28 protein-coding genes and 2 tRNA genes are annotated in these 25,400 nt (G+C 67.7%); 17 read left to right on the top strand and 13 right to left on the bottom strand.

Annotation, left to right across the window (positions count from 1 at the left end):
- The first annotated feature begins 131 nt into the window (after nt 1-131).
- Together IEY26_RS14855 and msrA are read left to right on the top strand one after the other, a co-directional pair.
- Nucleotides 132-207: transfer RNA gene (locus tag IEY26_RS14855), tRNA-Cys, on the top strand.
- Between the two features lie 272 nt (nt 208-479).
- Nucleotides 480-1,016: a peptide-methionine (S)-S-oxide reductase MsrA gene (gene msrA, locus IEY26_RS14850; protein ID WP_188980326.1), complete on the top strand. Its 537-nt coding sequence runs from the start codon at nt 480-482 to the stop codon at nt 1,014-1,016.
- A gap of 43 nt (nt 1,017-1,059) precedes the next feature.
- Here msrA and IEY26_RS14845 read toward each other — a convergent pair whose 3' ends face one another.
- Nucleotides 1,060-1,758, bottom strand: a complete 699-nt coding sequence (locus tag IEY26_RS14845; RefSeq protein WP_188980324.1) for a plastocyanin/azurin family copper-binding protein — start codon at nt 1,756-1,758, stop codon at nt 1,060-1,062.
- Nucleotides 1,759-1,946: 188 nt separating this feature from the next.
- Here IEY26_RS14845 and IEY26_RS14840 point away from each other — a divergent pair, with 188 nt between their 5' ends.
- The 4 genes from IEY26_RS14840 to IEY26_RS14825 are packed head-to-tail and all read left to right on the top strand — an operon-like array spanning nt 1,947 to nt 4,852.
- The gene (locus IEY26_RS14840) at nt 1,947-2,525 is read left to right on the top strand and encodes a hypothetical protein (protein ID WP_188980321.1); all 579 of its coding nucleotides are present in this window, start codon (nt 1,947-1,949) and stop codon (nt 2,523-2,525) included.
- Between the two features lies 1 nt (nt 2,526).
- Nucleotides 2,527-3,219, top strand: a complete 693-nt coding sequence (locus tag IEY26_RS14835; protein ID WP_188980319.1) for a QcrA and Rieske domain-containing protein — start codon at nt 2,527-2,529, stop codon at nt 3,217-3,219.
- Between the two features lie 4 nt (nt 3,220-3,223).
- A complete protein-coding gene (locus IEY26_RS14830; RefSeq protein WP_188980318.1) occupies nt 3,224-4,630 on the top strand; it encodes a cytochrome b in 1,407 nt (468 codons plus the stop codon).
- 18 nt (nt 4,631-4,648) lie between these two features.
- Entirely contained in the window at nt 4,649-4,852 is a 204-nt protein-coding gene (locus IEY26_RS14825; protein ID WP_188980317.1) for a hypothetical protein, read from the top strand.
- A gap of 65 nt (nt 4,853-4,917) precedes the next feature.
- Here IEY26_RS14825 and IEY26_RS14820 read toward each other — a convergent pair whose 3' ends face one another.
- The 7 genes from IEY26_RS14820 to IEY26_RS14795 form a co-directional block, all read right to left on the bottom strand.
- Nucleotides 4,918-5,169, bottom strand: a complete 252-nt coding sequence (locus IEY26_RS14820) for a glutaredoxin family protein (protein WP_188980316.1) — start codon at nt 5,167-5,169, stop codon at nt 4,918-4,920.
- 10 nt (nt 5,170-5,179) lie between these two features.
- On the bottom strand, nt 5,180-5,389 hold the full coding sequence (locus IEY26_RS14815; protein ID WP_188980315.1) for a hypothetical protein: 210 nt from the start codon (nt 5,387-5,389) through the stop codon (nt 5,180-5,182).
- A gap of 39 nt (nt 5,390-5,428) precedes the next feature.
- Nucleotides 5,429-5,815, bottom strand: a complete 387-nt coding sequence (locus IEY26_RS14810) for a hypothetical protein (protein WP_188980314.1) — start codon at nt 5,813-5,815, stop codon at nt 5,429-5,431.
- A 348-nt stretch (nt 5,816-6,163) separates the two neighbouring features.
- Nucleotides 6,164-6,237: transfer RNA gene (locus IEY26_RS14805), tRNA-Lys, on the bottom strand.
- Between the two features lie 76 nt (nt 6,238-6,313).
- Nucleotides 6,314-6,973 carry a DUF7119 family protein gene (locus IEY26_RS14800; protein WP_188980312.1) on the bottom strand — a complete coding sequence of 220 codons (660 nt, stop codon included), beginning with the start codon at nt 6,971-6,973 and terminating at the stop codon, nt 6,314-6,316.
- A gap of 33 nt (nt 6,974-7,006) precedes the next feature.
- Complete coding sequence (locus tag IEY26_RS17695; RefSeq protein WP_268239816.1) at nt 7,007-7,138, bottom strand: hypothetical protein; 132 nt, start codon at nt 7,136-7,138, stop codon at nt 7,007-7,009.
- Nucleotides 7,139-7,444: 306 nt separating this feature from the next.
- Entirely contained in the window at nt 7,445-8,677 is a 1,233-nt protein-coding gene (locus IEY26_RS14795; protein WP_188980310.1) for an MBL fold metallo-hydrolase, read from the bottom strand.
- Between the two features lie 146 nt (nt 8,678-8,823).
- On the opposite strand from IEY26_RS14795, the gene IEY26_RS14790 reads away from it, so the two are divergent.
- The 7 genes from IEY26_RS14790 (at nt 8,824) to IEY26_RS14760 (ending at nt 18,165) form a co-directional block, all read left to right on the top strand.
- On the top strand, nt 8,824-10,737 hold the full coding sequence (locus IEY26_RS14790) for an acetate--CoA ligase (RefSeq protein ID WP_188980308.1): 1,914 nt from the start codon (nt 8,824-8,826) through the stop codon (nt 10,735-10,737).
- A gap of 116 nt (nt 10,738-10,853) precedes the next feature.
- Nucleotides 10,854-12,614: a bacterio-opsin activator domain-containing protein gene (locus tag IEY26_RS14785; protein WP_188980306.1), complete on the top strand. Its 1,761-nt coding sequence runs from the start codon at nt 10,854-10,856 to the stop codon at nt 12,612-12,614.
- A gap of 87 nt (nt 12,615-12,701) precedes the next feature.
- The gene (gene acs, locus IEY26_RS14780) at nt 12,702-14,687 is read left to right on the top strand and encodes an acetate--CoA ligase (RefSeq protein WP_188980304.1); all 1,986 of its coding nucleotides are present in this window, start codon (nt 12,702-12,704) and stop codon (nt 14,685-14,687) included.
- Nucleotides 14,688-14,689: 2 nt separating this feature from the next.
- Nucleotides 14,690-15,265, top strand: coding sequence for an acetate uptake transporter (locus IEY26_RS14775; protein ID WP_188980303.1), 576 nt, complete (start codon nt 14,690-14,692; stop codon nt 15,263-15,265).
- A gap of 144 nt (nt 15,266-15,409) precedes the next feature.
- A complete protein-coding gene (locus IEY26_RS14770) occupies nt 15,410-16,903 on the top strand; it encodes an aldehyde dehydrogenase family protein (RefSeq protein ID WP_188980301.1) in 1,494 nt (497 codons plus the stop codon).
- A gap of 379 nt (nt 16,904-17,282) precedes the next feature.
- The gene (locus IEY26_RS14765; RefSeq protein WP_188980299.1) at nt 17,283-17,681 is read left to right on the top strand and encodes a 30S ribosomal protein S6e; all 399 of its coding nucleotides are present in this window, start codon (nt 17,283-17,285) and stop codon (nt 17,679-17,681) included.
- A 46-nt stretch (nt 17,682-17,727) separates the two neighbouring features.
- Nucleotides 17,728-18,165, top strand: a complete 438-nt coding sequence (locus IEY26_RS14760; protein WP_188980297.1) for a DUF5807 family protein — start codon at nt 17,728-17,730, stop codon at nt 18,163-18,165.
- Between the two features lie 2 nt (nt 18,166-18,167).
- Here the strand turns inward: IEY26_RS14760 and IEY26_RS14755 are convergent, their stop codons facing one another.
- Together IEY26_RS14755 and IEY26_RS14750 are read right to left on the bottom strand one after the other, a co-directional pair.
- A complete protein-coding gene (locus IEY26_RS14755; protein ID WP_188980295.1) occupies nt 18,168-19,250 on the bottom strand; it encodes a DHH family phosphoesterase in 1,083 nt (360 codons plus the stop codon).
- A gap of 45 nt (nt 19,251-19,295) precedes the next feature.
- Nucleotides 19,296-19,718, bottom strand: a complete 423-nt coding sequence (locus IEY26_RS14750; RefSeq protein WP_188980293.1) for a universal stress protein — start codon at nt 19,716-19,718, stop codon at nt 19,296-19,298.
- A gap of 98 nt (nt 19,719-19,816) precedes the next feature.
- Here IEY26_RS14750 and IEY26_RS14745 point away from each other — a divergent pair, with 98 nt between their 5' ends.
- Entirely contained in the window at nt 19,817-20,260 is a 444-nt protein-coding gene (locus IEY26_RS14745; protein WP_188980291.1) for a universal stress protein, read from the top strand.
- 64 nt (nt 20,261-20,324) lie between these two features.
- On the opposite strand, the gene IEY26_RS14740 is transcribed toward IEY26_RS14745, so the two are convergent.
- Nucleotides 20,325-20,885, bottom strand: coding sequence for a GNAT family N-acetyltransferase (locus IEY26_RS14740; protein WP_188980289.1), 561 nt, complete (start codon nt 20,883-20,885; stop codon nt 20,325-20,327).
- Complete coding sequence (locus IEY26_RS14735) at nt 20,882-21,250, bottom strand: universal stress protein (protein ID WP_188980287.1); 369 nt, start codon at nt 21,248-21,250, stop codon at nt 20,882-20,884. The genes IEY26_RS14740 and IEY26_RS14735 overlap by 4 nt, the downstream gene beginning before the upstream one ends.
- Nucleotides 21,251-21,349: 99 nt before the next feature.
- Between IEY26_RS14735 and IEY26_RS14730 the strand changes: the two genes are divergently transcribed.
- On the top strand, nt 21,350-21,976 hold the full coding sequence (locus IEY26_RS14730) for a rubrerythrin family protein (protein ID WP_188980285.1): 627 nt from the start codon (nt 21,350-21,352) through the stop codon (nt 21,974-21,976).
- A gap of 39 nt (nt 21,977-22,015) precedes the next feature.
- On the opposite strand, the gene IEY26_RS14725 is transcribed toward IEY26_RS14730, so the two are convergent.
- Complete coding sequence (locus tag IEY26_RS14725; RefSeq protein WP_188980283.1) at nt 22,016-22,435, bottom strand: GNAT family N-acetyltransferase; 420 nt, start codon at nt 22,433-22,435, stop codon at nt 22,016-22,018.
- 138 nt (nt 22,436-22,573) lie between these two features.
- Here IEY26_RS14725 and IEY26_RS14720 point away from each other — a divergent pair, with 138 nt between their 5' ends.
- Nucleotides 22,574-23,758, top strand: a complete 1,185-nt coding sequence (locus IEY26_RS14720; RefSeq protein ID WP_188980281.1) for an aspartate kinase — start codon at nt 22,574-22,576, stop codon at nt 23,756-23,758.
- A gap of 102 nt (nt 23,759-23,860) precedes the next feature.
- Nucleotides 23,861-25,216, top strand: coding sequence for a tryptophanase (locus IEY26_RS14715; protein WP_188980279.1), 1,356 nt, complete (start codon nt 23,861-23,863; stop codon nt 25,214-25,216).
- Nucleotides 25,217-25,400: the final 184 nt, after the last annotated feature.

Below are 25,400 nucleotides of genomic sequence, written 5' to 3'. Positions count from 1 at the left end.
TCATTAGTCTCCGAGGAGCGACAGCCATCGGGGCTGTTGTTGTTCGGGGATTTTTCTCGGTATACTCGTAGCGTTGCGGTTAGCGGGGACCGCTATCCTTAAGCGGTCGTCGCGTTTACCGAGTATTGCGTGCCAAGGTGGCAGAGTCCGGCCTAACGCAGCGGCCTGCAGAGCCGCCCACCGCCGGTTCAAATCCGGCCCTTGGCTCTTTTGAGCGAGCGAAGCGAGGTCCGAGAGACGTCGTCGGATTCGAATCAGGGAGCGGTAGCGACTGTGGTTCAAATCCGGCCCTTGGCTTTTCGGTATTCTCGTTCGCGAGTGGCGACGCCGTGTTTCGCGCGAAGTTGCGGCTTTCGTCATCGTCTGGATTGCACGCCGTGGTGTGAATTGCGCAGCGGGTCGACGACTGGGCTGGTTCTCGGGAGTGTGTTGAGTGTCACGACCCGTGCGTTCATTGTTTTGCGCGGTCAAACTCGTGTATGAGCGAGCACGAGCGGGCGACGTTCGCCGGCGGTTGTTTCTGGTGTGTGGAGGCGGTGTTCAAAGAGCTACGCGGTGTGGAGGAGGTGACGAGCGGGTACGCGGGCGGGCACGTCGAGGACCCGTCGTACGAGGCGGTCTGTGAGGGCGACACCGGACATGCGGAGGTCATCGAGGTCGCGTTCGACCCCGAGGAGATCACCTACGAGCAGCTGCTCGCAGTGTTCTTCACCGTACACGATCCGACGACGTTGAACCGACAGGGGCCGGACGTCGGGAGTCAGTATCGGTCGGCAGTGTTCTACGAGAACGACGAGCAGCGGGAGGCCGTCGAATCGTTCGTCGAGGAGTTGGAGTCGGAGGGCGTCTACGAGGATATCGTGACGGAGGTCGAGCCGCGGACGGAGTTCTACGAGGCGGAGGCGTACCATCAGGATTACTTCGAGAAGAATCCCGGGTCGACGTACTGTCAGGTGAACACACAGCCGAAGCTCCGGAAGGTCCGCGAGAAGTACGGGGACTTGCTCCGCGAGTGACTGATTTCGTTAAGCCCGGTCCGACCGGGAAGGCGTTAGGTCGTTAGTCGCGCCCGGTCTGGGTGTCGTCGGGGGCGTCCTCTCCGTAGCGGCCGGAGGAGATGTCGTAGTCGGAGAGGAGGTAGGCGTTCGCGAGTGCGAACAGACTGATGCCGCCGATGGCGAGTCCGGGGAGGCTCCCGGCGCCCGTGTCGGGGAAGTACGGGTAGGAGAGCGCGAGATCTTCGACGATGGTGTCGGAGGGCGGGAGGACGCCGGCACCGACGTCGTCGGGAATCTCGTTTTCTTCGGCGGGGCCGCCGGGTTCGCCGCAGACGATGCGGGCGACCATCCCGAGCGTCTTGTGGGGCTCGCAGTAGTAGTCGTAGGTTCCTTCGGCTTCGAAGGTGTAGTCGAACGTCGCGCCTTGTTCCTGGAAGACGCCGCTGTTCCAGGGTTCTGCGTCCTCGGGGATGAGGCTGACTTCGGCGCGCGGGTTCTCCGGTGAGTATGAGGCCGTCGAGTGCGCGCCGCTGGCGTTGACCCAGCGGACGGTGTCGCCGGGCTCGACGTAGAGGCCGACGGGGTCGAAGAGATACTCGCTCCCTTCGGTGTGCATCTCGACGATGTAGGGGTCGTCTTCGGTTCCGCTGCCCTGTCGCGGGTCGCCGCCCTCGGACTCTTGGGCTGCTGCGGTGCCGATGATCGCTGTGCTCGCGACGCCGGTGCCGGCCGCCGTGGAGAGGAACTGTCTTCGTTTCATGTGCAAGTCCCGGTGTGGAGTCTCTCTTGTGGGTCTTGACGCGGCGGTGTTGAGTGTGTTTCGGAAGCGCCGTGTGGGATTTCGGCTTCGCGCAATCGAAACAACGATGTATCCGACGTACCGAAGTCACGGGTAAGTCAACTGCCGCGTCGCCGCGCAGTTCGCGGTACGACCAAAGGTTCCAGAACATGAGAAGGGAAACGGCCATCGTACTGCTGTTGATAGCCGCCGTCCTCCTACCGATGTGGGGAGTGGCGTCTGTTAGCGGCCACAACAGCTTCGAGACGATTGCAGTCCAGCAACCGGAGAACAGCACGCTCGCCCCGACGGGGCACTTCATTAACTCCCCGACCGAGATTTCCGTGCAGATGGCGGGAATACTGAGCTGGCTCGGCCTCTTCGCGATTATGGGGTTCGTCGGCTGGCAGGCCCGGTTCATCAACCGGGTGGGACGGCGGGGTGAACCGCTCTCCGGCGAGGAGGGCCCGCTCCCCGACGTTCCGAGCTTCGTCGAGTCCGAGTACCGCTCCATCGTGGCGTACTGGCCGGCTCGCGCGGATCTGAAGGGCGTCTGGCTCGTCGGCCTGTTCGCCTTCCTGTCCGTGTTGTTCGCGGCACTCCTCGGCGCGGAGGCGTTCTCGCAGTCACGGCTCCAGTTCCTCGGCGTGTACACAGCGTTGCTGTGTTTCTCGCTCGCGGAACTCGTCACGTGCTATACGACGTACTTCATTCCGTCCATCGAGGTGGCGGAGGAGCGCGACCACTAACATGAGTGCAGACGACACCGAATCCGAAGTCGAGACGAGCGTCGAACCGGACGGACAGACCGAGCAGGCGGACGAGGTGCCGCCGTCGCCAGATGACACGATTCGGACGACGCGGCGGAACGCGGCGACGTTCCTCGCTGGTGTCGCTGGCGCGGCGGCGATCGGGAGTTTCGCCGTGTCCGCGCTCACGGGCGTGGAGAACGCCGCGGTCACCGGCGGCCGCGAGCTGACCTACAAGAACATCTACACGAAGGGCGTTCACCTCGTCGACGAGGAGGGGAACCGCATCAAAGCGGACGCCATCGAGGAGGGGAGCGGTGAGATGCTGACCGTCTTCCCGGAGCAGGAAGGCGGCGGAGCGCTCGTGACGGGGAAGACGACGACGCTCCTCCTGCGGTTCAGCGAGGGCGACTTTCAGGAGCCGACGAATACCGACGGGACGGTGCAGGGGTACGTGGCGTACTCCGGCGTGTGCACGCACGCGGGGTGTTCGGTCAGTCAGCGGTCCGGGCCGAACAACCGGAATCTGCACTGTCCCTGCCACCAGTCGGAGTTCAACCCCCTGCAGGGGTGTAAGGTCACCGGCGGACCGGCCCCGCGGCCGCTCCCCCAGCTCCCGATCGGCTTCACGGAGGACGGTAGTTTGATCATGGCAACCGGGCCGTTCGAGGGTCCGATCGGTGTCACGGAGTAACTCAATGGCGACAGAAGACAACACCCCTAATCAGTTAGAGACGGACGACGACGGCGGCTACGGGCAGAGCCGGGTGTACACGTGGCTCGACGACCGCCTCGATTTGAACGACCAGTTCCTTGGAAAGGCCTTCCCGGAGGACAAGTACGCGTCGTTCCTCCTGGGCGAGGTCTCCCTGTTCTCCTTCGTCATCCTCGTGATGACGGGGACGTTCCTCGGCTTGCTCTACCGGCCGGGCGCGGCGGCGACCGAGTACACGGGCGCGGCGGCGCAGTACGCGGGAACGGAGGTCCCGGTCGCGTTCGCGAGCGTGCTGCGTATCACGTACGACGTGCCGTTCGGGATGTTCACGCGGATGGTCCACCACTGGGCGGCGTTCGTGTTCATCGCGGCGATCGGCCTGCACATGCTGCGCGTGTTCTTCAGCGGTGCGTACCGGAACCCCCGCGAGCTCAACTGGGTCGTCGGCGCGACGCTCCTCTTCATCAGCCTCGGCGAGGCCGTGTTCGGGTACGCGCTCCCGTTCGACGAGTACGCGTCGACGGCGACGGGGATCGCGTTCACGATCGCGGGTTCGATCCCGTACGTCGGTGAGACGCTGAAACTCCTGATCTTCGGCGGGGAGTGGCCGGACAACGCGGCCGTCATCCTCCCGCGGTTGTTCTTCTTCCACACGTTCCTCATCCCGCTCATCATCGGCGGACTCATCGCGGTCCACATGCTCTTGCTCGTCCGGCAGAAGCACACGGAGCAGAAGGGGACGCGTGACTCCGACGAGCAACACGGCGTCGAGGAGAACGACCAGTCCCGCGTGGTCGGCGTGCCGCTCGTGCCGAACCAGGCCGCGGTCACGGTCGTGGTCTTCCTCGGCGTGCTCGGCGTCATCGCGTTGCTCGCGGCGTTCTTCCCGGTGCAGCGCCTCCCGATCTGGGGGCCGAACAACCCGACGAGCACGCCGGGAAGCGTCGCACCGGACTGGTATCTGATGTGGGTGTTCGGCATCCTGAAGATCGTGACGTTCGTGCCGAAGACCGAATTCGTCGGCGGCGTCATCGCGCCGGGTATCATCGCGACGGTGCTCGTGCTGTGGCCGTTCATCGACTACAGCGACAGGGAGGTTCACTTCACGGCTGACCCGATTCGCCGCCCCAAGCAGACGGCGGTCGGCGTCGCCGCGATCACGATGGTGCTCATCCTCTCCATCGCGGGGATGAACACCGGCCTCGTGAAGTTCCTCGCGCTATTCGGCGTCGAGACGACGTCGGGCGGCGTGCTCCTGCCGCTCCAGATACTGACGGTCGTCGTCCCGGTCCTCTGGGGCCTCATCACGTACGTGGTCCTGAAACGCGGCGTCGAGCGGCGAGACGTCGAGGATCCGAGTGAGACGGCCGCAGAGGCCGACGCGGACTAACCCCACAAATCACACACAATGCCACCGACTCACACTCCCCGCGTCTCCCCGCGGGTGTACTTCCTCCTCGACCGCGCGACGAAACTCGCAGCGCTCGCGCTGCTCTCCGTCGCGCTCGTCCCGGAGGCCTTCCCGCGGTACTCGATTCTCCTCGGCGTCCTCGGCGTCCTCGTCGGTCTCATCACGGTCGTCGTGCAGCCCGAAGAGGACGACACGGAGTAACCCCGTTCTTCGCGTCGTTCCGTTCTCTCGTTTCCTGCCGTCGTTCCGCTGGGCGACGAAGCCGTTCAGTCGAGCATGGTTTCGAGTTCGCCGCGGTCGACGCGGTATTTGAACTTCGGCGCGCCGTCGACGAGGACGTAGGGCACGCGGTCGCCGTACTCGGCTCGGAGATCGGGGTCGGTGTCGACGTCGACGAGTTCGATGTCGACGGTCGCGTCGACGCGGGCGGCGACGGCTTCGACGGCGGCTTTCGCGTCGTCGCAGAGGTGGCACTGCTCGCGCGTGTATATCGTGACGACGTGGTCGGGCGCGGGCATCGACGCGGCGTTACCGCGTGCTGTAGAGGTAGTAGGCGAACCCGAGGCCGCCGACGAGGAGGAGGAGGCTGCCGAGAATCTGTCCGGCGGTCACGGCGATGCTGTTCGCGTACTGCCAGGGCATCCCGACGAGCGTCATCAGGCCGACGAGAGCGAGAACGACGCCCATGGGGATGCCGACCCAGTCGAGCGTGTCGATGTCGTCGAATCGCGCGTTCATACTTCGAGCGTCGTCGTCCGCCCACCTCAACTTACCGGACTAGGGGACGCCGACGGCGCGGTGTCGCCGGTAGAGGTAGTAGAGCGCGACCGCCGTGTCGAACACGGGTACGAAGAAGCCGACGACGGCGACGAGCGCCCAGTTCCAGGGCTCCGGCGACCACTCGACGTCCGCGTCTCGCACTGCGGTCGCGTCCCGGAACACGGCGAGCGGGAAGATGACCCGCACCGCGAGCGCGAACACGAGGTAGGGAACCGCGACGACGAGCGCCCCCGTCGGCGGCTGGCCCTGCGACACCAGCGTCGCCGCGACCGCCCCGACGAGCAACACCCCGAGCCCTATCTCGACGACCGTCACCACGACCAACACCCCGATCCAGTACCACCACCGAGAGTCCACCCGGACCTCGGACGCCTCCTCGCTCATACCTCCGCCTTCGACGCCTCATCCCTAAAAACCGACACACCGACGCACGCCACTGACAGCCGCCGCCGTCGACGCCGAACCGCATCTCCTGACCGAGTGGCGACCACGGCGCGGTGTTGGGTTCGCGGGACGAGCGGGCCGGGCGCGATTCGAACACTGGCCGAGACGACGGTCTCACCTCGTTCGGGCGCTCTGACTCGCTCGTCCGAATCGCTGAACAGCGATTTGAACACTGGCCGGGGCTCGCTTCGCTCGCCCCGTCTGGTGGTCAAATCGCGCGAGCCCGCACACTCGCTCACAGATCGACCGAACACACCTTCGGGTGTTCGGTGTGGTTCGCGAGAGAAGCGGGCCGGGCGCGATTTGAACACGCGGCCGTCTGGTTAAAAGCCAGACGCTCTGCCAAACTGAGCTACCGGCCCGTACTCGTAGCTGAGGCGGGGGAGTGGTTAAACGTTTACGAACCGCAGGGCGGACGCCTCGCCCGTTGCGGGAGGGTTACTCTTCGAGGTAGTGCTCGAGGGCGTCGGCGATGATGTCGCCGGGTTGCTGGCCGTTCTCGGCGGCGGTGCGGCGGAGGTCGCGGTAGGTGTCGAGGGGGAGGTCGACGGTGATGCGGCCGGGGGTGATGCCGTGGTCGCGGAGGGCGTCGGCGACGTCGCGGCCGTCGGCGATGTCGCTGGCGAGCGCGCGGACGCCGCGGACGGTGAGGTCGGTGTCGATGACGGCCCAGGCGAGCTGGTAGCGGGCGTCGCCGGAGACGCGCGCGATGTGTTTCGCGGCGGTCGGGGGGATGTGGCCGAGGGCGACGTGCCGGCGGACGGGTCGGGGGAGGTCGTGAACGCGCGCCCACTTTCGGATGAAGGAGACGGTGACGTCGCTGCCGGCGCGTTCGGCGGCGGCCGTGTAGGACTGTTCGGCGCGGACGAGGGCGGCGCAGGCGGCAGCGCCGCGGAGCATGGCGAGTTCGTCGTCGGGGAGGTTGCCGAGGGCGAAGTCGCGGACGGTCTGTGTGGCGTCCTCGATGCTCTCGGGGTCGTCGGGGTCGAAGCGGACGGCGTCGCGGGCGCGTTCGCCGGTGACGCGCTCGTCGCCGCGAACGACCGGTTCGCCGACGGGAGATTCGCGGTCGACCGGCGGCGTCCCGTCTTCACTCATAGGGACGTGTAGGCCCCGCGGCGTACAACCATCTTACTCCTCGGTCTGTTCGTCGCGCTCTTCGGAGAGGTGCTCCCAGATCTCCGTGCAGCCCGCGCCGGGCTCGACGTCTTGGAGGTGGGCGTCGTCGCGCTCGCGAGCGTCGGATTCCTCAGTCACGTTCATCGTGTGTGAGTTCGGGGGCGACGTCCAGGGATGCCTGCTGGCCGGCGGCCTGGTCGGTTTCTCGGTCGGTGCGGTCACTCATTACGCACGTGTACGGCTTCCGTCGGGTTAAGGGCGCTCGCGCGTGCAACCCTCGCCCTCGCTTGCGGGTAGCGGCGGGGATTGACGCGACCCGTGACGGCGATGCTGAGCGAAAACGACACTCTCAGACCGACTGTAGCCGCCACGCTGCTGACCCGCGGTGTCCGGTGACGTTACGCCTTCAAGTGATCGCGAGCGCTCGCGCGGCGAGTGATGACGCGTCGGTCAGTAGGTGTGTTCCTCGCCGTGTGCGGGCGCGGTGGCGTCGAAGCCGTCGGTTTCGAGTGCTGCGGCGAAGGCCTCACAGCGGTCGCCGTGGTTCACGACGACGGGCGTGTCCGTGTACGCGTCGAGGAAGTCGCGGAGGCCGTCGCGGTCGGCGTGCGCGGAGAAGTCGTACTGTTCGACCTGCGCGCTGACGGGCATTCGGCGGCCGTCGAGTTCGGCGCTCCCGGTTTCGAGGAGGTCCCGGCCGGGCGTTCCCTCGACCTGGTAGCCGGTCATGGCGACCTTGTTCGTGGGGTTCGCGCGAATCGCGGGGACGTAGGTCATGGCGGGGCCGCCGGAGAGCATCCCGCTGGTGGTGACGATGGCGGCGTTCTGGTCGGCGATGCGTTTCCGCTGGCCGTCGCGGCCGGTGACGAAGCGGGCGTGGGATTTGGCGCGGCGGAGGGCGTCGGCGTCGCGGACGAACTCGGGGTACTGCCGCAGCATCTCGGTCACCTGTTTCCCCATGCCGTCGACGTAGCAGGGGATGTCGTGGGCTTCGCAGACGAGCAGGATCTCCTGGGTGCGCCCGATGGCGAACGCGGGGACGACGACCGTGCCGCCCTCCCAGAGCGTCGTCTTGACGCTCTGTGCGAACCGCGCTTCGACGGCCGCGCGCGGGTCGTGCTCCACGTCGCTGTACGTGCTCTCGCAGATGACGACGTCGGCGTCCGGTCGCGCGGTCGTTCCGGCGACGAGGCGTTGGTCGTCAGTGTGGAAGTCGCCGGTGTAGAGGAGTCGGGTGTCGCCGTCGTCGATGAGGACGTGCGCGCTCCCGGGGATGTGGCCGGCGTTGTAGAAGGTGACGTCGTGGCCGGCGGCCTCGAAGGTCTCCCGGTAGCCGTGGGTTCGTGAGACTTCGGTGACGCGTTTGACGTCGTTCTCCGTGAACGGGCAGTGGAGCGTGCCGCCGTGGAGTTTGAGCGTGTCGCGGGCGAGCGTGAGCGTGAGCTCGTACGTCGGGGGCGTCCAGTGGATGTCGGGTCTGTTCGCGCCGGAGAGGAGGCCGGGGAGCGCGCCGACGTGGTCGAGGTGGCCGTGGGAGACGACGACGGCGTCCGGCTCGGGCGTCTCGACGGGGAACTGCGGGGGGGTCCCGGTGAGCATCCCGAAGTCGAGGAGGAGGGAGTCGTTCACGAGGACGGCGCTCCGACCGACCTCGCGGACGCCGCCGAGGAACCGAATGTCCATAGCTGGGCGTACGCCGCGGAGTGGTTTGGGCCCGTCGGTGCCCGCCGTCGTCGGGTGCGATCCCTCCTCGAACTACCCGGGATACTGCTAGCGGGCCGCATGATTATTGACGTCGGGGCGGAGACGTACTAGTAGCACTACACCAGATGACCGATGGGATGTCGTTTCGAGGAGGAGTCCGTGACACGGAGAACGCGCTGGTCGACCCGCCGGCGGCGTTCGTCGAGCAGGCGAACGTCACGGCTCGCGGGGTGGACCGGGAGTGGCCGGAGTGCTGGGCGCGAGCGGCCGACTATCTCGATTGGATGACGCCGTACGAACGTGTCCTCGACGCCACGGACGGATACGACTGGTTCGCGGGCGGCGAGCTGAACGCCTCGTACAACTGTATCGACCGGCACGTCGAGGCCGGCCGGAAGAGCCAGACGGCGCTCCGGTGGGAGGGACGACTCGGTGAGACGCGGACGTACACGTACCACGACCTCTCCCGGGAGGTGAACGCGCTCGCGGCGGCGCTCCGCGACCGCGGCGTCGAGGCGGACGACGTCGTCACGCTCTACATGCCGATGGTGCCCGAGCTCCCCATCGCGATGCTGGCGTGCGCGCGCATCGGCGCGGTGCATTCCGTCGTCTTCGCGGGATACTCGGCGGACGCGCTCGCGACGCGGCTCGCGGACACCGGGTCCGCCGTCCTCTTCGCCTGTGACGGCTACTACCGGCGTGGGACGGCGTACGACCTGAAGCGGAAGGCCGACAACGCCTGCCTCGACGTCCCTCAGTCGGTCGACCGGATCGTCGTCGACCGACTCGACGACGACCGCCCGCACGGCGACAACTACACCGATTATGCGGCGTTCGTCGCGGATTACTGGGGGGAAACCGTCGCCCCCGTGGCTCGCGCGGCGAACGACCCACTGTTCGAGATTCAGACGTCCGGGACGACCGGTGAGCCGACGCTGATTCGACACACGACGGGCGGCTATCTCGCACAGGTCGCGTGGACGACGCACGCCGTCCTCGACCTCGAGCCGGGGGATACGTACTGGTGTACTGCGGATATCGGCTGGATCACGGGTCACTCCTACACCGTCTACGGGCCGCTCGCGCTCGGTGCGACGACCGTGCTCTACGAGGGGACGTCGGACTACCCGGAGCGCGACCACCTCTGGGAGGTCATCGAGCGCAACGGCGTCGAGGTCTTCTACACCGCACCGACGGTCATTCGTGCGTTCGCGAAGTGGGGGTCGGACCACGTCGACAGACACGACCTCTCGAGTCTCCGACTGCTCGGCACGGTCGGTGAGCCGACCGACGAGGCGACGTGGGAGTGGTACTACGAGCACGTCGGCCGCGAGTCGTGCGCCGTCGTCGACACGTGGTGGCAGACGGAGACCGGCGGCGTCCTCCTCTCCACCCTCCCGGGCGTTGACGGCATGCGTCCGGAGGCGGTCGGCCCGCCGCTCCCGGGCGTGTCGGTAGATATCGTCGACGCGCGCGGCAACTCCGTCGACACCGGCGATTCGGGGTCGCTCGTCCTCACTCGCCCCTTCCCGGGGATGGGGGTCGACGTCGGGGAGTCGACGGGGAACGCGCCCGAGGCGTGGCGCTACCGGACCGGGGACGCGGCGACCGTGGACGCCGACGGCTACGTCCACCTGCTCGGTCGGGAGGACGACGCGCTCGACCTCGACGGCCGGCGGCTCTGGACGCACGAAATCGAAGCCGCTATCGTCGGCGTCGAGGGCGTGGCGGAGGCGGCGGTGGTCGGCGTCGACGCCGGCGGCGTGACGCCGTACGCGTACGTCAGCCTGCAGCGAGGCACCGGGCCCGCGTCCGCGATCCGCGAGCGCGTTCGAGACGCTGTCGCCCGCGACGTCGGTGCGTTCGCGACGCCGGCGACCGTCGTCTTCACGCCCGACCTCCCGAAGACCCGCTCCGGGAAGGTGATGCGCCGCCACCTCCGACAGATCGCCACGGGCGAGGGGGTCTCGGACACGAGCGTGCTGCGCAACCCCGAGATCGTCGGCGAGCTCGAATCCGTCACCGACGTTTCGGAGTAAGTAGCGTATCCGAAATCGCTCGCCGTATAGAGCCACACGTCTCACCTCACAACTCGACTCGTCGTCGTTCTCGCCGCGCAACACTTATTTCGTGATAGTGAGGAAAACGAATCGAGATGGCGCGACATCCGGACGGCGACGCGCTTACTGACGCCGAGTACGAGCGTCTTCGCGACGCGACTGAGTCGTACCGCGAGGACCTCGTCGTCGCGCTCTGCGGGGAAGCCGGGCTGCGGCCGGTAGAGCTCGCCACCCTCCGACCAGCGGATCTCACGCGCCGCGGCGACGACGCGACCCACGACTGCTTCCGCGTCCGATCCGACGGCGAAGAGCGGACGGCGTACGTCCCCCCCGACGTCGCGGACGACGTCCGGAAATACGTCAACGCCACCGGTATCGCGTCCACCGACCGGATCTTCGACGTGACGCCCCGCCGTCTCCAGATGCTCGTCTCGACGGTCGCCGAACGCGCTGCCGCCGGCGACGACCGCCTCGCCGACGTGTCCACGCGCGACCTCCGCGCGTACTTCGCCCGCCGGCTCCTCGTCGACGACGGCGTCGATCCGCGCATCGTCCAGGCGACGGGCGGCTGGTCGCATCTCGGGAGTCTGGAGCCGTACATCGACCCGCCGACCGACCGAGCGGTCGCCGCCGCGCTCCACGACGCGTGGTCGGACAACGCGGACGGAGCAGACGGCGAACCCGACAGCAACGGGGTGGACGAGGCCACGCCCCAGAAGACCGGTGCTCCCGCCGGCCCCGCCGGATCGTCGGTCGACGCGACGTCGACCGCGCTGGGGGTCGCGCTCGACGACGTCTCCACCAGGGCCGACGCGGAGCAACGCGCCTGCGAGACGCTCTCCGACGCGTACGACGCTGCTGCGGTCTGCGACGCGAACGGGAGTGTCCGGGCGTGCGTCGGCCTCGAGGACGCGGACGAGCGTGCGGCTGTCGCGGACGCGCTCGACGCGATCATCGAGAGTCACGGCGGCCTCGACAGCGTCCGGTTCGTCGAACGAGCGCTCGACACCGGCGTCGCCGAGCGCGAGCGGACGCTGGCCGCGACCGCGGTTCGCTCCGGCGACCAGACACACGGCCTGCTCTGCGTCGCCGTCGATGCGTCGCGGCCGACGCACGGCCTCCATCGCCTCCTCACCGACGCGGGGCGTCGCGTCGGCTGGGTGATTGCGGCGACCGAACGCAAGGAGCTGTTGTTCTCGGAAACCGGCGTCGAACTCGTCTTCGAAGCGGACGCCGAGTCGTTCTTCGCGGCAGCGTCGGCCGCTCTCGACTGCGAGCTCCACCTCGACGGCTTGGTGCCCGCCCCCGACCACGCGCTCCTCTGCTTCGTCGCCGCCACCGGGACGTCGGCGGAAGCGTTCCTCGAGCGAGCCGCCGACAGCGACGCCGTCTCCGACGCCCGACTCATCCGGGATATCGGCGACCGCGTACGGCTGGAACTCGTCCTCCGCGAGCCGTCCCCCACGGTGACGCTCGTCGAACTCGGCGGTGCCGTCGAATCTTTGACCGCTGCCGACGGGGCCGCACGCCTCTCCGTCGTCTTCCCGAGCGGCCACGACGTCCGCGCCATCGTCGAACGGGTCACCTCGACCTTTCCGGGAGTCTCCTTCCAGGCGAAACGGGAGGCGTCCCGCAGCCCCCTCACGGGTGACCTCTATCGGACGCTCGACGAGACCCTCACGGAGAAGCAGTGCTCAGCGCTTCAGGCGGCGTACTTCGCCGACTACTTCGAGTGGCCGCGGGGGAGCACCGCGGAGGAGCTCGCCGACTCCATGGGGGTGTCAGCGCCGACGCTCCACAACCACCTCCGGAAAGCCCAACAGAAGCTCTTCACGGTGCTGTTCGACGCTGCCTGAGCGTCGCGATCCGCCCTGTTCTAAGCCCCTTCTTGAATTAATTAGAATGAATGTTTATGTTGGTTCCTTCATGCGTTATTACCTGGCATGGTAGAAGACAACAATCTCGAAACCCGACTGGCCGAACAGGACGAGTTCGAGCCGCCGGCGGAGTTCGTCGAGCAGGCGAACGTCACCGACGAAGGGATCTACGAGGAGTTCGAGGAGAACTGGCCGGGCTGCTGGGAGCAGGCCGCCGACCTTCTCGACTGGTACGATGACTACGATCAGGTGCTCGACGACTCGAACCCGCCGTTCTACGAGTGGTTCACCGGCGGGAAGATCAACGCCTCCTACGAGTGCGTCGACCGCCACCTCGACGACCGCGGGGACGAAGTCGCCATCGAGTGGGTCGGCGAACCCACGGAGGAGGCCGACCGCTCGATCACCTACGAGGAGCTCCACCGCGAGGTGAACGAGTTCGCGGCGGCGCTCCGCGACCTCGGTGTCGGCGAGGACGACGTCGTCACGATGCATATGCCGATGATCCCCGCTCACCCGATCGCGCTCCTCGCCTGCGCGCGCATCGGCGCGCCGCACTCCGTCGTCTTCGCCGGGTTCTCTGCGAACGCGCTCGCAGAGCGCATGAACGCCGCCGACTCGGAGTATCTCATCACGGCCGACGGCTACTATCGACGCGGCGACGCGCTCGACCACCTCTCGAAATCCCGGGAGGGGCTCGAGGACGTCGACCACGACGTCGAGACGGTCGTCGTCGACCGGCTCGGGGACGACGGCCCCGGCCACGACCTCCACGAGAGCGAGCACGACTACGACGACCTCGTTGCCGAACACGAGGGCGCGACGGTCGAGCCGGTCGAACGGGACGCCGAAGACATGCTCTTCTTAATGTACACCTCCGGCACTACCGGCCAACCGAAGGGGGTGAAACACACGACGGCGGGCTATCTCGCGTGGACGGCGTGGACCTCGCAGACCGTCCTCGACATCAAACCCGAGGACACCTACTTCTGCTCGGCCGACATCGGCTGGATCACGGGGCACTCCTACATCGTCTACGGGCCGCTCGCGCTCGGGACGACGACCGTGATGTACGAGGGCGGCCCGGACTATCCGGAGCGCGACCGGTTCTGGGAGATCGTCGAAGACCTCGACGTCACGCAGTTCTACACGGCACCGACCGCGATTCGCTCCTTCATGAAGTGGGGGAGTGAGTATCCGGGGCGTCACGACCTCTCCAGCCTCCGACTGCTTGGGACGGTCGGCGAACCGATCAATCCCAAACCCTGGAAGTGGTACTACAAACATATCGGGGGAGAGTCCTGCCCGATCGTCGACACGTGGTGGCAGACGGAGACCGGCGGCCACATGATCACGACGCTTCCCGGCGTCTCGAACATGAAACCCGGGAGCGCCGGCCCTCCCGTCCCCGGTGTCGACGCTCGAGTCGTCGACGGCGACGGCGAGGAAGTCCCATCGGGCGGCGCTGGCTACCTCACCGTGGACAAGCCGTGGCCGGGGATGCTCCGCACGCTCTACAAGAACGACGAGCGGTTCATCGAGGAGTACTGGGCTGAGTACTCGGACACTGACTCCGACGACCCCGACGACTGGGTGTACTTCCCGGAGGACGGCGCGAAGATCGACGACGAAGGCTACATCACCGTTGTCGGCCGCGTCGACGACGTCGTCAACATCTCCGGCCACCGGCTGGGAACGATGGAGATCGAGTCCGCGGTCGTCTCGGCCGACGGCGTCGCCGAAGCCGCCGTCGTCGGCGCTGACGATGACATCAAGGGCGAAGTCGTCCACGCCTACGTCATCCTCGAAGACGACGCCGGTGGCGAGGACGCCGTCCGCGCGGCTATCGAAGCCGCCGTCGAAGACAAGATCGGGCCGATCGCGCGACCGTCGAAAATCATCTTCACGCCCGAACTCCCGAAGACCCGCTCCGGGAAGATCATGCGCCGTCTCCTCGAAGAGATCTCGGACGGCGAAGAACTCGGTGACACGTCGACGCTCCGCAACCCCGAGATCGTCGCCGACATCCAGGCCGAAGTACGGGGGAACTAACAATGCCAGCCAACACAGACACCGCAAACCCTGCACCGCTCGGACTCGTCGCGTTCGGACTGACCACCGTCCTGTTGAGCCTCATCAACGGCGGCATCCTCCCCAGCGCCGGCGAATCCGTCGTCCTCCCGCTCGCGCTCGCGTTCGGTGGGACCTGCCAGCTGTTCGCCGGCATCCTCGAGTACAAGGAAGGAAACACGTTCGGCTACACCGCCTTCAGTAGCTACGGTGCTTTCTGGTGGTGGTTCGGCCTGCTCCTCCTCTTCGCGGGGAACGGCTGGCTCTCGGTCGACGGAACCACCGTCGGCGTGACGCTCCTCCTCTGGGGGCTCTTCACGGCCTACATGTGGGTGGCGACGTTCAAACTCAACTGGGCGCTCTGGTCCGTCTTCCTCACGCTGACGATCACCTTCCTCCTCCTCGGACTCGGTGACCTCGGCTACGGAACCGCGACCCTCGGCGGCTACGTCGGCATCCTCACCGGCCTCCTCGCCATGTACACCTCCTCCGCGGAGGTCGTCAACTGGGCGTGGGACCGCACCGTCGTCCCCATCGGCGGCATGCCGCTGAGCGACTGACCACGCCGACTCCGCCCTACCTTCTCGTTTCGCTCTCACTCCCCGCTTCTCGAGCGGCCGCACCTCCTCATGAAGCTACGGGTGCGTGCGGGCCTCGCGGGTTCACCGCGGCTTATCGGGGACGCCACCGTACGTCGCGATGTCATGCCTCCGGAGACCTTCGACATCGACGCGAACTGGGACGCGCTCTACGTCGGCGGCGAGTGGGTCGCTCGCGGCGACCGCGACGCCCTCGCGGACGAGGACCCGTCGACGCGCGAGCAGGTCGCGACCGTCCCCGCCGGCACCGAGGACGACGTCGACGCGGCCTACGAGGCCGCCGCCGAAGCCCAGAAACAGTGGCGGGAGACGCCGCCCGCGGCCCGCGAGGAGGCCGTCCGGACGGCGCTCGAAACCCTCCAAGCGCACAAGGCGGACGTCGCCGACCTCCTCACCCACGAAGTCGGCGGCACGCAGATCATGGGCGAGACGTCCGTACAGATCGCGTCCGACCAGGCGGGCGAAGCCGCGACGCTCCCCCGCCGGATGAAGGGCGAACACGCCCACTCGAACATCCCCGGGAAGGAGAACCTCGTGCAGCGCGAGCCGAAAGGCGTCGTCACGGCCATCACGCCGTGGAACTTCCCGCTGAACCTCACGATGCGCGCCGTCGCGCCCGCAATCGCCGCCGGGAACGCCGTCGTCCTCAAACCAAGTACTAACTCGCCCATCACGGGCGGCCTGCTGTTCGCGAAGCTCTTCGAGGACGCCGGCCTCCCCGACGGCCTCCTGAACGTCGTCACCGGGAAGGGCTCCGACATCGGCGACCGCGTCGCCAGCCACCCGGAGAGCGACGTCGTCGCCTTCACGGGCAGTACGGAGGTCGGCAAGCACGTCGCCAGCCTCGCCGGCGGCAACCTCGCCGTCCCCGCGATGGAGCTCGGCGGGAACAACGCGCACGTCGTCACCGCCGACGCCGACGTCGACCGCGCCGTCGACGCCGCGACCTTCGGCTCCTTCGTCCACCAAGGCCAGGTCTGCATCTCCATCAACCGCCACATCGTCCACGAGGACATCTACGACGAGTACGTCGAGAAACTCGCCGCGCGCGCGAGCGACCTCCCCGTCGGCAGCGCACACGACGCCGACACCGTCGTCGGCCCCATCATCGACGAATCCCAGCGCGACGAGATGCTCGGCTACGTCGAGGAAACCATCGAACAGGGCGCAACCCTCGAAACGGGCGGCAGCGTCGAAGAAATCGACGGTACCGAGGACTCCCTCGTCGTTCAACCGACCGTCCTCTCCGACGTCACGAACGACATGGCCGCCGCCTGCAACGAGCACTTCGGCCCCATCGCCCCCGTCATCCCCTACAGCGACACCGACGAAGCCGTCGCACTCGCGAACGCCACCGACTACGGGCTCTCCGGGGCCGTCCACGCCGGCGACCTCGAACTCGCGAAACACATCGCCGACCGCCTCGAAACCGGGAACGTCCACATCAACGACCAACCCATCAACGACGAAGCCCACGTCCCCTTCAGCGGCGTCGGCGCATCCGGCATGGGCTCCTACAACTCCGACGCCTACCTCCACGAAATCACCGAGACCAAGTGGATCAGCATCCAGCACGACGAACGCGACTATCCCTTCTAGAGGACCTTTTACGCTGCGCTCAGCGCCCAAGGGGCGCTTCGCTCGGTAAAAGCTCCACCAAAAGCACTCCTCCTTCGGTCCCTGCGGTCCCTCAGTCGTCGGCCTCGCGGCGAAGCCGCGGGTGAATCGGCGACCTACCGGGTCCTAACGGACCACTCGGTCGCCGAACGCTTGCAGCGGTTTTTCCGCCCCCGTCTCTCGTCCGAGCCTTCACATGCGATGACGCGGCGAAGTGGGCGTATGCGTTAGCGAGTTACCGTCGGGCGTTCGCGGTTGTGCGACACGCGCTCGGCGGGCCGTCGTCGTCGCCTGTCCGCCCCAGCCTCGCCGTGAGTCGGTATTCGACGGGTTTTAGGGCGCACTCCCCGTTGTCGGTCGTATGGCGAGTTTCCAAGTGGTGGTGGCGGACCCCGAGTCGGGTGCGTCCCACCAGCTCGAGGTCGACGGACAGGACGCGAATCGATTCCTCGGTCGGGAAATCGGCGACGAAGTCGACGGCGACGCCGTTGGACTGACCGGCTACACGCTCGAACTCACGGGCGGTAGCGACGCAGCAGGGCGCGCGATGCGCAGCGACGTCCGCGGCTCCGGTCTGGAGAGCGTGCTCCTCACGGGCGGCACCGGCTTCAACCCGGAGAAGGACGGCGAGCGCCGCCGCGTCTCCGTACGCGGCCGCGAGTTCTCCGAAGAGACCGCGCAGGTCAACGCGAAAATCACCGAACGCGGCGACGAAGACGTCGACTCCCTCCTCGGTGAGGGCGACGAAGACGCCGAATAAATCACTTTCCACCGCGTTTTTCCGCAGTGACCCCGTAGCGTGAGCGATGACTAACGCACTCGACGAGTTCCTCGACGGCGACCGCGTGGAGGACGTCGCCGTCTACCTCTCCGAGTCGACGGTCGGCGACCTCGGCGCGCTCGCGGAGTACGGCGTGGACGTCGATGACGGGATCGTGCTCGTCCTCCCGGGCGACCAGGGTCGCTCGGCGTTCAAGCGCGTGAGCGGCATGGACGCGATGGACTTCGCGGGCCGCGCGATGGACACGGACGGCGACATCGACCGCGACCTCGCGAGCGGCGAGTGCCCGTCAAAGCACGCGGACGAACCCGACGACGACCACCGGGTGAAACTCGGGTTCGCGTTCGCAGAAGAACAGAACGAGGAGGTCGGCGGTCTCTACGCGGAGGGCGCGGTCGTCCACGCCTACGCCTACTGCACGTGCGGAACGGCGTACTCGGACCGCTGGCTGATCGACGAGTAGGGTTACTCGGCTTCTTCGTCGACGTCGGGGAGGTCGCGGAAGGCGTCGAGGATGACGCGTTTCGTGACCGCGCCCTCCGTCGTCCAGTGCTGGGCGTAATCCATCATGTCGTCGTAGATGTCGGGTTTACAGCCGGCGGCGCGCGGGTGGCCGCCGCCGTTCACGCGGCGGGCGACGAGATGGCATTTCTCGAAGCCCTCGCTCCCGCGGATGCTCGCGGAGCCCGCGGGCTTGACGACGACCGCGGCGTCCGCGCCCTGTTCGCGGAGCTCTTCGGCGACTTCGTTCTGACTGCAGCGGCCGTAGGTCGCGGCGACGGTGACGCCCTCGATCTCGTGGAAGTTCGCGCGTTTGACGGCGCGCTCGATGAAGTCCTCCTTCTCGACGCGGCGCTCGGCGAGGAACTCCTGGGCGTCGGCCGGGAGGTCTGCGCCGTGCTCCTGGATGGTTTCGAGGTACTCCTCGGCGTCCGTCCAGTAGGAGTAGTCGGCGAGGTCCGCCGACCGGGGGTCGTCGTTGATCCAGAGGTCGTGGTCGCGGGTGACGGCGGCGAGCTCTTTCAGGTGGCGGGGGAGGTCGGCGTCGATGCTGCGGGCGGCGACGTCGGCGGTGCACTCCTCGTCGGAGTCGCCGACGACGAGGTCGACGCCGGCCTCTCGGACGGCGGTCTCGACGTCCTCGGTCCACTGGTGGTGGTCGTACCAGGTGACGGAGTCCGCGCCGGCGACGAGACGTGCGAGGTTGTCGACGACGTCTTCGAAGTCATCCGGGCAGAGGTCGCAGACGTAGACGGTCGCGCCCTCGGCACCGTACTCGGCGGCGCGGCGGAGGCCGTCGTCGAGGTTGTGCGGGCCGGCGGGGATGAGCGCGCCGCTGCCGTGCGCGGCGCGCACGATGGCGGCGGCGGCGAGCCCGTCGGGGTCGGGGTCGGTGACGATGAGGACGTCCGCGCCTTCCGCGCGCTCGCGGACCTCCTGGTCCTCGGCGGCGCGCTGGACGTCGTCCGGCACGAAGAACCCGGTGCCGGGGAGGCGGGATTTCCGGGTCGGCGCGAGGTCGTCGTCTTCGATGACGTGTTTCTCCATACGGGAGAGAACCGGGCGAGCGGCAAAGAACCGGCGGTCCGCCGGTCAGGTGAGCTGTCGGACCGTGAGCACGGGCACGGGACTGGAGCGCACGACGCGCTCGGCGACGCTCCCGATGAGGAAGCGATTCTCGCCGTGCCGGCCGCGCGTCCCGGTCGCGATGACGTCCGCGTCGACGTCGCGGGCGTACTGGATAATCTCGCTCGCCGGCCGCCCCGTCCGCACCGCCGCCGTCACCTCGCGGTCGGTGTGCGCTTCGACGTCGGCGACGGCGTCGTCCGCGCGCTCTTCGAGCGCCGCTCTCATCTCCGGTTCGAGTTCCTCCGGTGCGCTCTCCAGCTCGCCCGCGTCGATGACGTAGAGCGCGTGGACGTCCGCGTCGAAGCGCTCCGCGAAGTCGACGCCGACCTCGATGGCTCGCGCCACGCTCTCCGAGCCGTCCGTCGCGACCACGACTCGCTCGATCATACCCCATCCTTCCGACTCCCCCGGCATATAGTGTCGGGTGTGGCGTCGCGCCGACCGCAGGGGAACGTTTTACCTCCCGCGGCGTCCCAGATACGGGTATGACACTCGACGTGGACCTCGTCCTCGTGCCCGTCGACGGGAGCGACGCGTCCGCGACCGCCGCCGAGTACGCGGTCGCCGTCGCCGAGAAGTACGACGCGGACGTCCACGCCCTCTACGTCCTCGACGACCAGGTCGCCCGCGACATCGAAGCCGGAACAGTGGAAGAAGCAGCCGTCGCCGACGACGTCCGCGCGTTCGTCGACGACATCCGCGAACTCGCCCCGGACACCGTCGACGTGAAATCCACCACCGCGAACGCGTTCTCGACGACGCGGAAACGGACCACGCCCGGCGACGTCATCCTCGACACCGCCGAAGCCGTCGACGTCGACTTCCTCGTCGTCCCCCACGACACCACCGAAACCACCGCCCCCAGCATCCTCGAAAAAGCCGCCGAACACGTCCTCCTCTACGCCAGCCAACCCGTCCTCTCCGTCTAACCGACTGCCGCTCCGCCTCCGGCTTCACCTCCGCTCCCGGCCGTCTCTCCGCGTTCCTGCTCGGCTACTCTTCGTTCTCGTCGTCGCTCTCCGCGAGTCGGAGCGTCATCTCCAGCTCGAAGGATTCGGCTTCCGCGGTCTCGAACCCGACTTTCTCGTAGAGCGCGACCGCCGGTCGGTTCCACCGCTCGACCGTGAGCCAGACCTTCTCCACGCCGTTCGCCGCGCCGTACCCGAGGAGGCCGGCGATGAGGTTCGACCCGACGCCCGCCCCCTGGTAGTCTTGGTGGACGAAGATGGCGAGTTCGGACGCCCCGCTCCCGTCCGGTACGAGCGTCGCGTGCCCCGCCGCCTGCTCGTCGTGCCACGCCACGACGTTCAGCGCCTCACCGTCCAGCAGGGTCTCCAGCCAGCCCCGCACGCGGTCCTCGCGGAGCGGCGGCAACCCCTGCGCGCGGTCCGCCGGGTCGAAATCGTCGTACATCGCCACCAGGGCCTCGAACACGTCGTCTCCTTCTGCCGCGGCGCGAATCTCGATCGGCCGGCCGTCGCCGTCGTCGAATTCGACCGGCGGCTCCGGGAACGGCCCCGCGACCGCGTCCGGATACCGTCGGTTCCCGATCATCGGACGAGTGTCACCGACACCCGCGAGTTCAGGAGCACGAACTCGGCGACGTGGCCGAGCCGTATCTTCCCCATCGGGCTGCGTTCACCGCCGCCGAGCGCGATCTGGTCGAAGTCGTCCTCCTCGGCGATGCGAACGAGTTCGCTCCCGGGGTCGCCGGCGACGTGCCGGATGTCCGCGTCCAGCCCCGCGTCGAGCAGGACGTCGAGCGCGTACTCCTCGACCTCGTGGGCGTCCCGCGGGCTCTCCGGGTTCTCGAGAATCGCGACCGTCAGTTCGTCGTTCGCCTGTACCGCGCGTTCGACCGTGCGTTCCAGCGCGTCGAGCGAATCGTCCGTCCCCCCGATGCCCAGTAGGACCTTCATTATCCACTTCCTCGCCGCCTCCCTCTATAAAACCCGCGACGGCGTGACCGGCTCTCGGCGTCCGCTGGCTATTAGCCCGTGGGGGGCGAGGATGCGGGTATGGACGCGTCAGAGTTCACGGAGCACGTGCGCGAGGCGAACGAGACGGCGCTGAGTCGACTGGGGTCGTCGAAGTCGCTGTACGCGGCGACGGGCGGCGAGATGGACACGGAGGACGTGCTGCACGCGGCGGCGGACGCGGAGCGCGCGGCCGCGGAGACGTTCGAACAGTGGGCGGCGACGAGCGAGGGCGTTCCCGCGGGCGTCTACACGGCGACGGCGGAGGAAGAACGCGAACACTACGAGACGGTCGCGGGCGAACTCGACGACCACGAGCCGGGCGATGCGGTGTCGGCGATGCAGGCCGCGCTCCGCGACCTCACCGATCCCGTCGAGCGCGTCGGCGGCTACGTCGGCCGCCTCGAAGCGACGGATAAGTCCAAAGAGCAGTACGTCGGGTTCTTCGTCGGACAGGCCGACCCGCAGACCGCCCAGCTGTTCCGCGGGCTCCGCGACGACCTCGACGGCCAGCGCGACCGAATCGACGACCTCCTCGACGCCGTCTGCGAGGACGACGCGGACGTCGAACGCGCGCTCGACGCGGCCTCCACCGTTATCCAGGCGGCCTACGACGAGTACACCGAACAGCTGGAGTCACTCGGCGTGAACCCGAAACCCGTCTGCTAACTCCTCACGCTTCCCGCGACCCCTTCGTTTCGCGTGGAACTACGGTTCTTGCCGGAACACTCGAGTGACGCGACCCTCGAACCGCGGGCCGCCCTCCGTTTCCTCGAACCCCGCCGCGCGGAGCGCTTCGACTAAACCGCCGTCGACGACGAGCACCTCGACCGGCACGCCCGCCGCCGCCGCTCGCTCGAGTGCCGGCGCGAGGAGCGCGTCGACCGCCCCGGTTTCGGACGCGAGCCGCGTCACCTGCACCGCATCGTCCCAGTAGTCGAACGCACACACGCCCACAATCTGCCGGTCGTCCTCGGCGGCTGACGCGTTCGCCTCGACATCTGCCTCTCCGACGACGACCGACCGCTCGGCGAGCAGGCGCTCTGTGGCGCGCGTCGGCGCGTCGAGGAGCGCGCATATCGCGTCGACGTCCGCCGGCGTGGCCTCACGGACCTCCATCTCCTCCATACCCCGAGAGAGGCCGCGCGCGTGGTTAAGCCCCCGGGAGCCGAAGACACCGTCCGTTTTCGCATGGAGGGATAACGTTTTGCTTGCCTCGCCGCTACGTCACGCCATGAATCGTATTCGCACGCCGCGGAGGAATCGATGCGCGTAGTCGCGAAGTTCGGCGGAACGAGCCTCGGGAGCGGCGAACGGATCGAGCGCGCCGCCGACTCCATCGCCGACGTCGTCGCCGCCGGGAACGAAATCGCCGTCGTCGCGTCCGCCATGGGCTCGACGACCGACGACCTCCTCGACTCCATCACGTTCGAAGCCGAAGACGAGGACCGCGCCGAAATCGTCTCGATGGGCGAGCGAACGAGCGTCCGGATGCTCAAGGCCGCGCTCGCCGCGCGCGACGTCGACGCCACCTTCATCGAACCCGGCCACCCCGACTGGCCCGTCGTCACCAACTCCCGCGGCGAGGTCGACGTCGAGGAAACCCGGAAGCGCGCGCAGGCGCTCGCGAAGAAACTCGACGGCACCGTCCCCGTCATCACCGGCTTCCTCGCCGAAGACCTCGACGGGAACGTCACCACGCTCGGCCGCGGCGGCAGCGACACGACCGCCGTGATGCTCGGCCGCTACATGGACGCCGACGAAGTCGTCATCGTCACCGACGTCGAAGGCATCATGACCGGCGACCCCCACGTCGTCGAAGGCGCGCGGAACGTCGGCGAGATCACCGTCGACGAACTCCGCAGCCTCTCCTTCCGCGGCGCGGAAGTCGTCGCTCCGAGCGCGCTCTCTTACAAGGACGACAGCCTCGACGTCCGCGTCATTCACTACCAGCACGGCGACCTCCTCACGGGCGGCACGAACATCGAAGGCACCTTCGAGAACATGATCGACATGCGGGACACGCCGATGGCCTGCCTCACCGTCGCCGGCCGCGCCATCCGGAACTCCCCGGGTATCGCGTCTCGCCTCACCACCGCGCTCTCGGATGCCGACATCAACCTCGACGCCATCGCCTCCGGCATGGACTCCATGACGTTCTACGTCGACGACAGCGTCGCCGAGCGCGCCGAGAACATCGTCCACCAGGCCGTCATCGAGAACGACATCCTCTCCTCCGTCACGGTCACGGACGACGTCGCCGTCCTCCGCGTCCTCGGCGGCGAACTCCCCAACCAGCCCGGCGTCATCCACGGCATCGTCGAACCCATCAGCGACGCCGGCATCAACATCCACGACGTCATCACGTCCGCGACGTCCGTCGCCATCTTCGTCGACTGGGAGGACCGCGAGGAGACCCTCGAAATCCTCCAGAACCACTTCTCCCAGTAACCTCCGCCGTCGGCCACTTCTGTACACTACCCCGAGGTTCTGCACAGCCGCGTACACCCCGTCTCAGGAGGAGCTTTCACGATTTCACGCCTCGTAGACAGTATGCGTGGCTACCGTGCGAAGATGGTCGAACCGACCCGACTCGTGCCTCCCGAGGAACGCGAACGCGCCCTCAGCGAGGCGGGCTACAACGTCTTCAACCTCCCCTCGGACCGGGTCTTCGTCGACCTCCTCACCGACTCCGGAACGGGGACGATGAGCAGCGAGCAGTGGGCGGCCCTCCTCCTCGGCGACGAAGCCTACGCCGGCGCGTCCAGCTTCGACCACCTCCGGGAGGCCGTCGAGGAGACGATGGGGTTCAGTCGAATCGTCCCCGCCCACCAGGGCCGCGGCGCGGAGAACGTCCTCTACGGCTCGCTGGTCGCCGAGGGCGACACCGTCCTCAACAACGCGCACTTCGACACGACGCGCGCCCACATCGCGGCGAACGGTGCCGACCCCGTCGACTGCCCCACCGAGGAAGCAGGCGACTTCGACTCCGAACACCCCTTCAAGGGGAACTTCGACGTCGACGCCGCCCGCGACGTCGCCGACGACGTCGGCCCCGAAAACATTCCCGCCGTCGTCGTCACCATCACGAACAACTCGACCGCCGGCCAGCCCGTCTCCGTCGCGAACCTCCGCGAGACCCGCGCGTTCGCCGACGAAATCGACGCCACCTTCGTCATCGACGCCTGCCGGTTCGCCGAGAACGCCGCTTTCGTCCAGCAGCGCGAACCAGAGTTCGAAGGGGAGAGCGTCGCCGCCATCGCCCGCGAGGAACTCTCCTACGCCGACGCCGTCGTCATGTCCGGGAAGAAGGACGGCCTCACGAACATCGGCGGGTTCGTCGCCGTCCGCGACACCCCCGACCTCGACGCCCTCTACGACGCCTGCCGCCAGCGCGGCATCCTCTACGAGGGCTTTACGAGCTACGGCGGGATGGCCGGCCGCGACCTCGAAGCCTTCGCCGTCGGTCTTCGAGAGGCTGTCACCGACCACTACGTCACCGCACGCGTCGAACAAGTACGAGAGCTCGGCGAAGCACTCGACGACGCCGGCGTCCCCATCTACTGGCCGCCCGGCGGCCACGCCGTCTACCTCGACGCCAACGCCCTCCTCCCCCACATCGAGAGTTCAGAGTTCCCCGGTCAAGCCCTCGTCTGCGCCCTCTACGAGGAAGGCGGCGTCCGCGGCGTCGAACTCGGGAGCTTCGCCTTCCCCGATACTGATCGTCCCGACCTCGTCCGCCTCGCCCTCCCCCGCCGCACCTACAGCGCCGAGGACATCCGACACGTCGTCGACACCGCCGCCGCCGTCGCCGACCGCGCCGACGAACTCACGGGCTACCGCGTCGTGAGCGAGCCGAGCGTCCCCGAACTCCGCCACTTCTCCGCACGCTTGGAGCCGCTGGCATAGTCGTTCTTCCCTAATCCTCCGCCGCTCGACCTACTACCGGAGACGTCGTCTCCGGCGTTTCCGAACGCCCGCGACCTCTCGCGCGCTCTGAGCGACGTATCCTTCGCTAGCGCTCAGGATAGGGGTCGCTCGGAGACACGCGAGAGGCCGCCGTGGCGGGACGTGCATCGCCCCGCTTGCTCTC

Origin of the sequence: Halocalculus aciditolerans, assembly GCF_014647475.1 — an archaeon.
GTDB classification, from domain to species: domain Archaea; phylum Halobacteriota; class Halobacteria; order Halobacteriales; family Halobacteriaceae; genus Halocalculus; species Halocalculus aciditolerans.
Note: the sequence above shows the minus strand (reverse complement) of the source record. Positions and strands in the feature narration are given on the sequence as shown.

What these genes read in the sequence shown, in the direction of transcription:
- msrA (WP_188980326.1), top strand. Translation starts at nt 480, where the DNA reads ATGAGCGAGCACGAGCGGGCGACGTTCGCCGGCGGTTGTTTCTGGTGT.
- IEY26_RS14845 (WP_188980324.1), bottom strand. Translation starts at nt 1,758, where the DNA reads ATGAAACGAAGACAGTTCCTCTCCACGGCGGCCGGCACCGGCGTCGCG.
- IEY26_RS14840 (WP_188980321.1), top strand. Translation starts at nt 1,947, where the DNA reads ATGAGAAGGGAAACGGCCATCGTACTGCTGTTGATAGCCGCCGTCCTC.
- IEY26_RS14835 (WP_188980319.1), top strand. Translation starts at nt 2,527, where the DNA reads ATGAGTGCAGACGACACCGAATCCGAAGTCGAGACGAGCGTCGAACCG.
- IEY26_RS14830 (WP_188980318.1), top strand. Translation starts at nt 3,224, where the DNA reads ATGGCGACAGAAGACAACACCCCTAATCAGTTAGAGACGGACGACGAC.
- IEY26_RS14825 (WP_188980317.1), top strand. Translation starts at nt 4,649, where the DNA reads ATGCCACCGACTCACACTCCCCGCGTCTCCCCGCGGGTGTACTTCCTC.
- IEY26_RS14820 (WP_188980316.1), bottom strand. Translation starts at nt 5,169, where the DNA reads ATGCCCGCGCCCGACCACGTCGTCACGATATACACGCGCGAGCAGTGC.
- IEY26_RS14815 (WP_188980315.1), bottom strand. Translation starts at nt 5,389, where the DNA reads ATGAACGCGCGATTCGACGACATCGACACGCTCGACTGGGTCGGCATC.
- IEY26_RS14810 (WP_188980314.1), bottom strand. Translation starts at nt 5,815, where the DNA reads ATGAGCGAGGAGGCGTCCGAGGTCCGGGTGGACTCTCGGTGGTGGTAC.
- IEY26_RS14800 (WP_188980312.1), bottom strand. Translation starts at nt 6,973, where the DNA reads ATGAGTGAAGACGGGACGCCGCCGGTCGACCGCGAATCTCCCGTCGGC.
- IEY26_RS17695 (WP_268239816.1), bottom strand. Translation starts at nt 7,138, where the DNA reads ATGAACGTGACTGAGGAATCCGACGCTCGCGAGCGCGACGACGCCCAC.
- IEY26_RS14795 (WP_188980310.1), bottom strand. Translation starts at nt 8,677, where the DNA reads ATGGACATTCGGTTCCTCGGCGGCGTCCGCGAGGTCGGTCGGAGCGCC.
- IEY26_RS14790 (WP_188980308.1), top strand. Translation starts at nt 8,824, where the DNA reads ATGACCGATGGGATGTCGTTTCGAGGAGGAGTCCGTGACACGGAGAAC.
- IEY26_RS14785 (WP_188980306.1), top strand. Translation starts at nt 10,854, where the DNA reads ATGGCGCGACATCCGGACGGCGACGCGCTTACTGACGCCGAGTACGAG.
- acs (WP_188980304.1), top strand. Translation starts at nt 12,702, where the DNA reads ATGGTAGAAGACAACAATCTCGAAACCCGACTGGCCGAACAGGACGAG.
- IEY26_RS14775 (WP_188980303.1), top strand. Translation starts at nt 14,690, where the DNA reads ATGCCAGCCAACACAGACACCGCAAACCCTGCACCGCTCGGACTCGTC.
- IEY26_RS14770 (WP_188980301.1), top strand. Translation starts at nt 15,410, where the DNA reads ATGCCTCCGGAGACCTTCGACATCGACGCGAACTGGGACGCGCTCTAC.
- IEY26_RS14765 (WP_188980299.1), top strand. Translation starts at nt 17,283, where the DNA reads ATGGCGAGTTTCCAAGTGGTGGTGGCGGACCCCGAGTCGGGTGCGTCC.
- IEY26_RS14760 (WP_188980297.1), top strand. Translation starts at nt 17,728, where the DNA reads ATGACTAACGCACTCGACGAGTTCCTCGACGGCGACCGCGTGGAGGAC.
- IEY26_RS14755 (WP_188980295.1), bottom strand. Translation starts at nt 19,250, where the DNA reads ATGGAGAAACACGTCATCGAAGACGACGACCTCGCGCCGACCCGGAAA.
- IEY26_RS14750 (WP_188980293.1), bottom strand. Translation starts at nt 19,718, where the DNA reads ATGATCGAGCGAGTCGTGGTCGCGACGGACGGCTCGGAGAGCGTGGCG.
- IEY26_RS14745 (WP_188980291.1), top strand. Translation starts at nt 19,817, where the DNA reads ATGACACTCGACGTGGACCTCGTCCTCGTGCCCGTCGACGGGAGCGAC.
- IEY26_RS14740 (WP_188980289.1), bottom strand. Translation starts at nt 20,885, where the DNA reads ATGATCGGGAACCGACGGTATCCGGACGCGGTCGCGGGGCCGTTCCCG.
- IEY26_RS14735 (WP_188980287.1), bottom strand. Translation starts at nt 21,250, where the DNA reads ATGAAGGTCCTACTGGGCATCGGGGGGACGGACGATTCGCTCGACGCG.
- IEY26_RS14730 (WP_188980285.1), top strand. Translation starts at nt 21,350, where the DNA reads ATGGACGCGTCAGAGTTCACGGAGCACGTGCGCGAGGCGAACGAGACG.
- IEY26_RS14725 (WP_188980283.1), bottom strand. Translation starts at nt 22,435, where the DNA reads ATGGAGGAGATGGAGGTCCGTGAGGCCACGCCGGCGGACGTCGACGCG.
- IEY26_RS14720 (WP_188980281.1), top strand. Translation starts at nt 22,574, where the DNA reads ATGCGCGTAGTCGCGAAGTTCGGCGGAACGAGCCTCGGGAGCGGCGAA.
- IEY26_RS14715 (WP_188980279.1), top strand. Translation starts at nt 23,861, where the DNA reads ATGCGTGGCTACCGTGCGAAGATGGTCGAACCGACCCGACTCGTGCCT.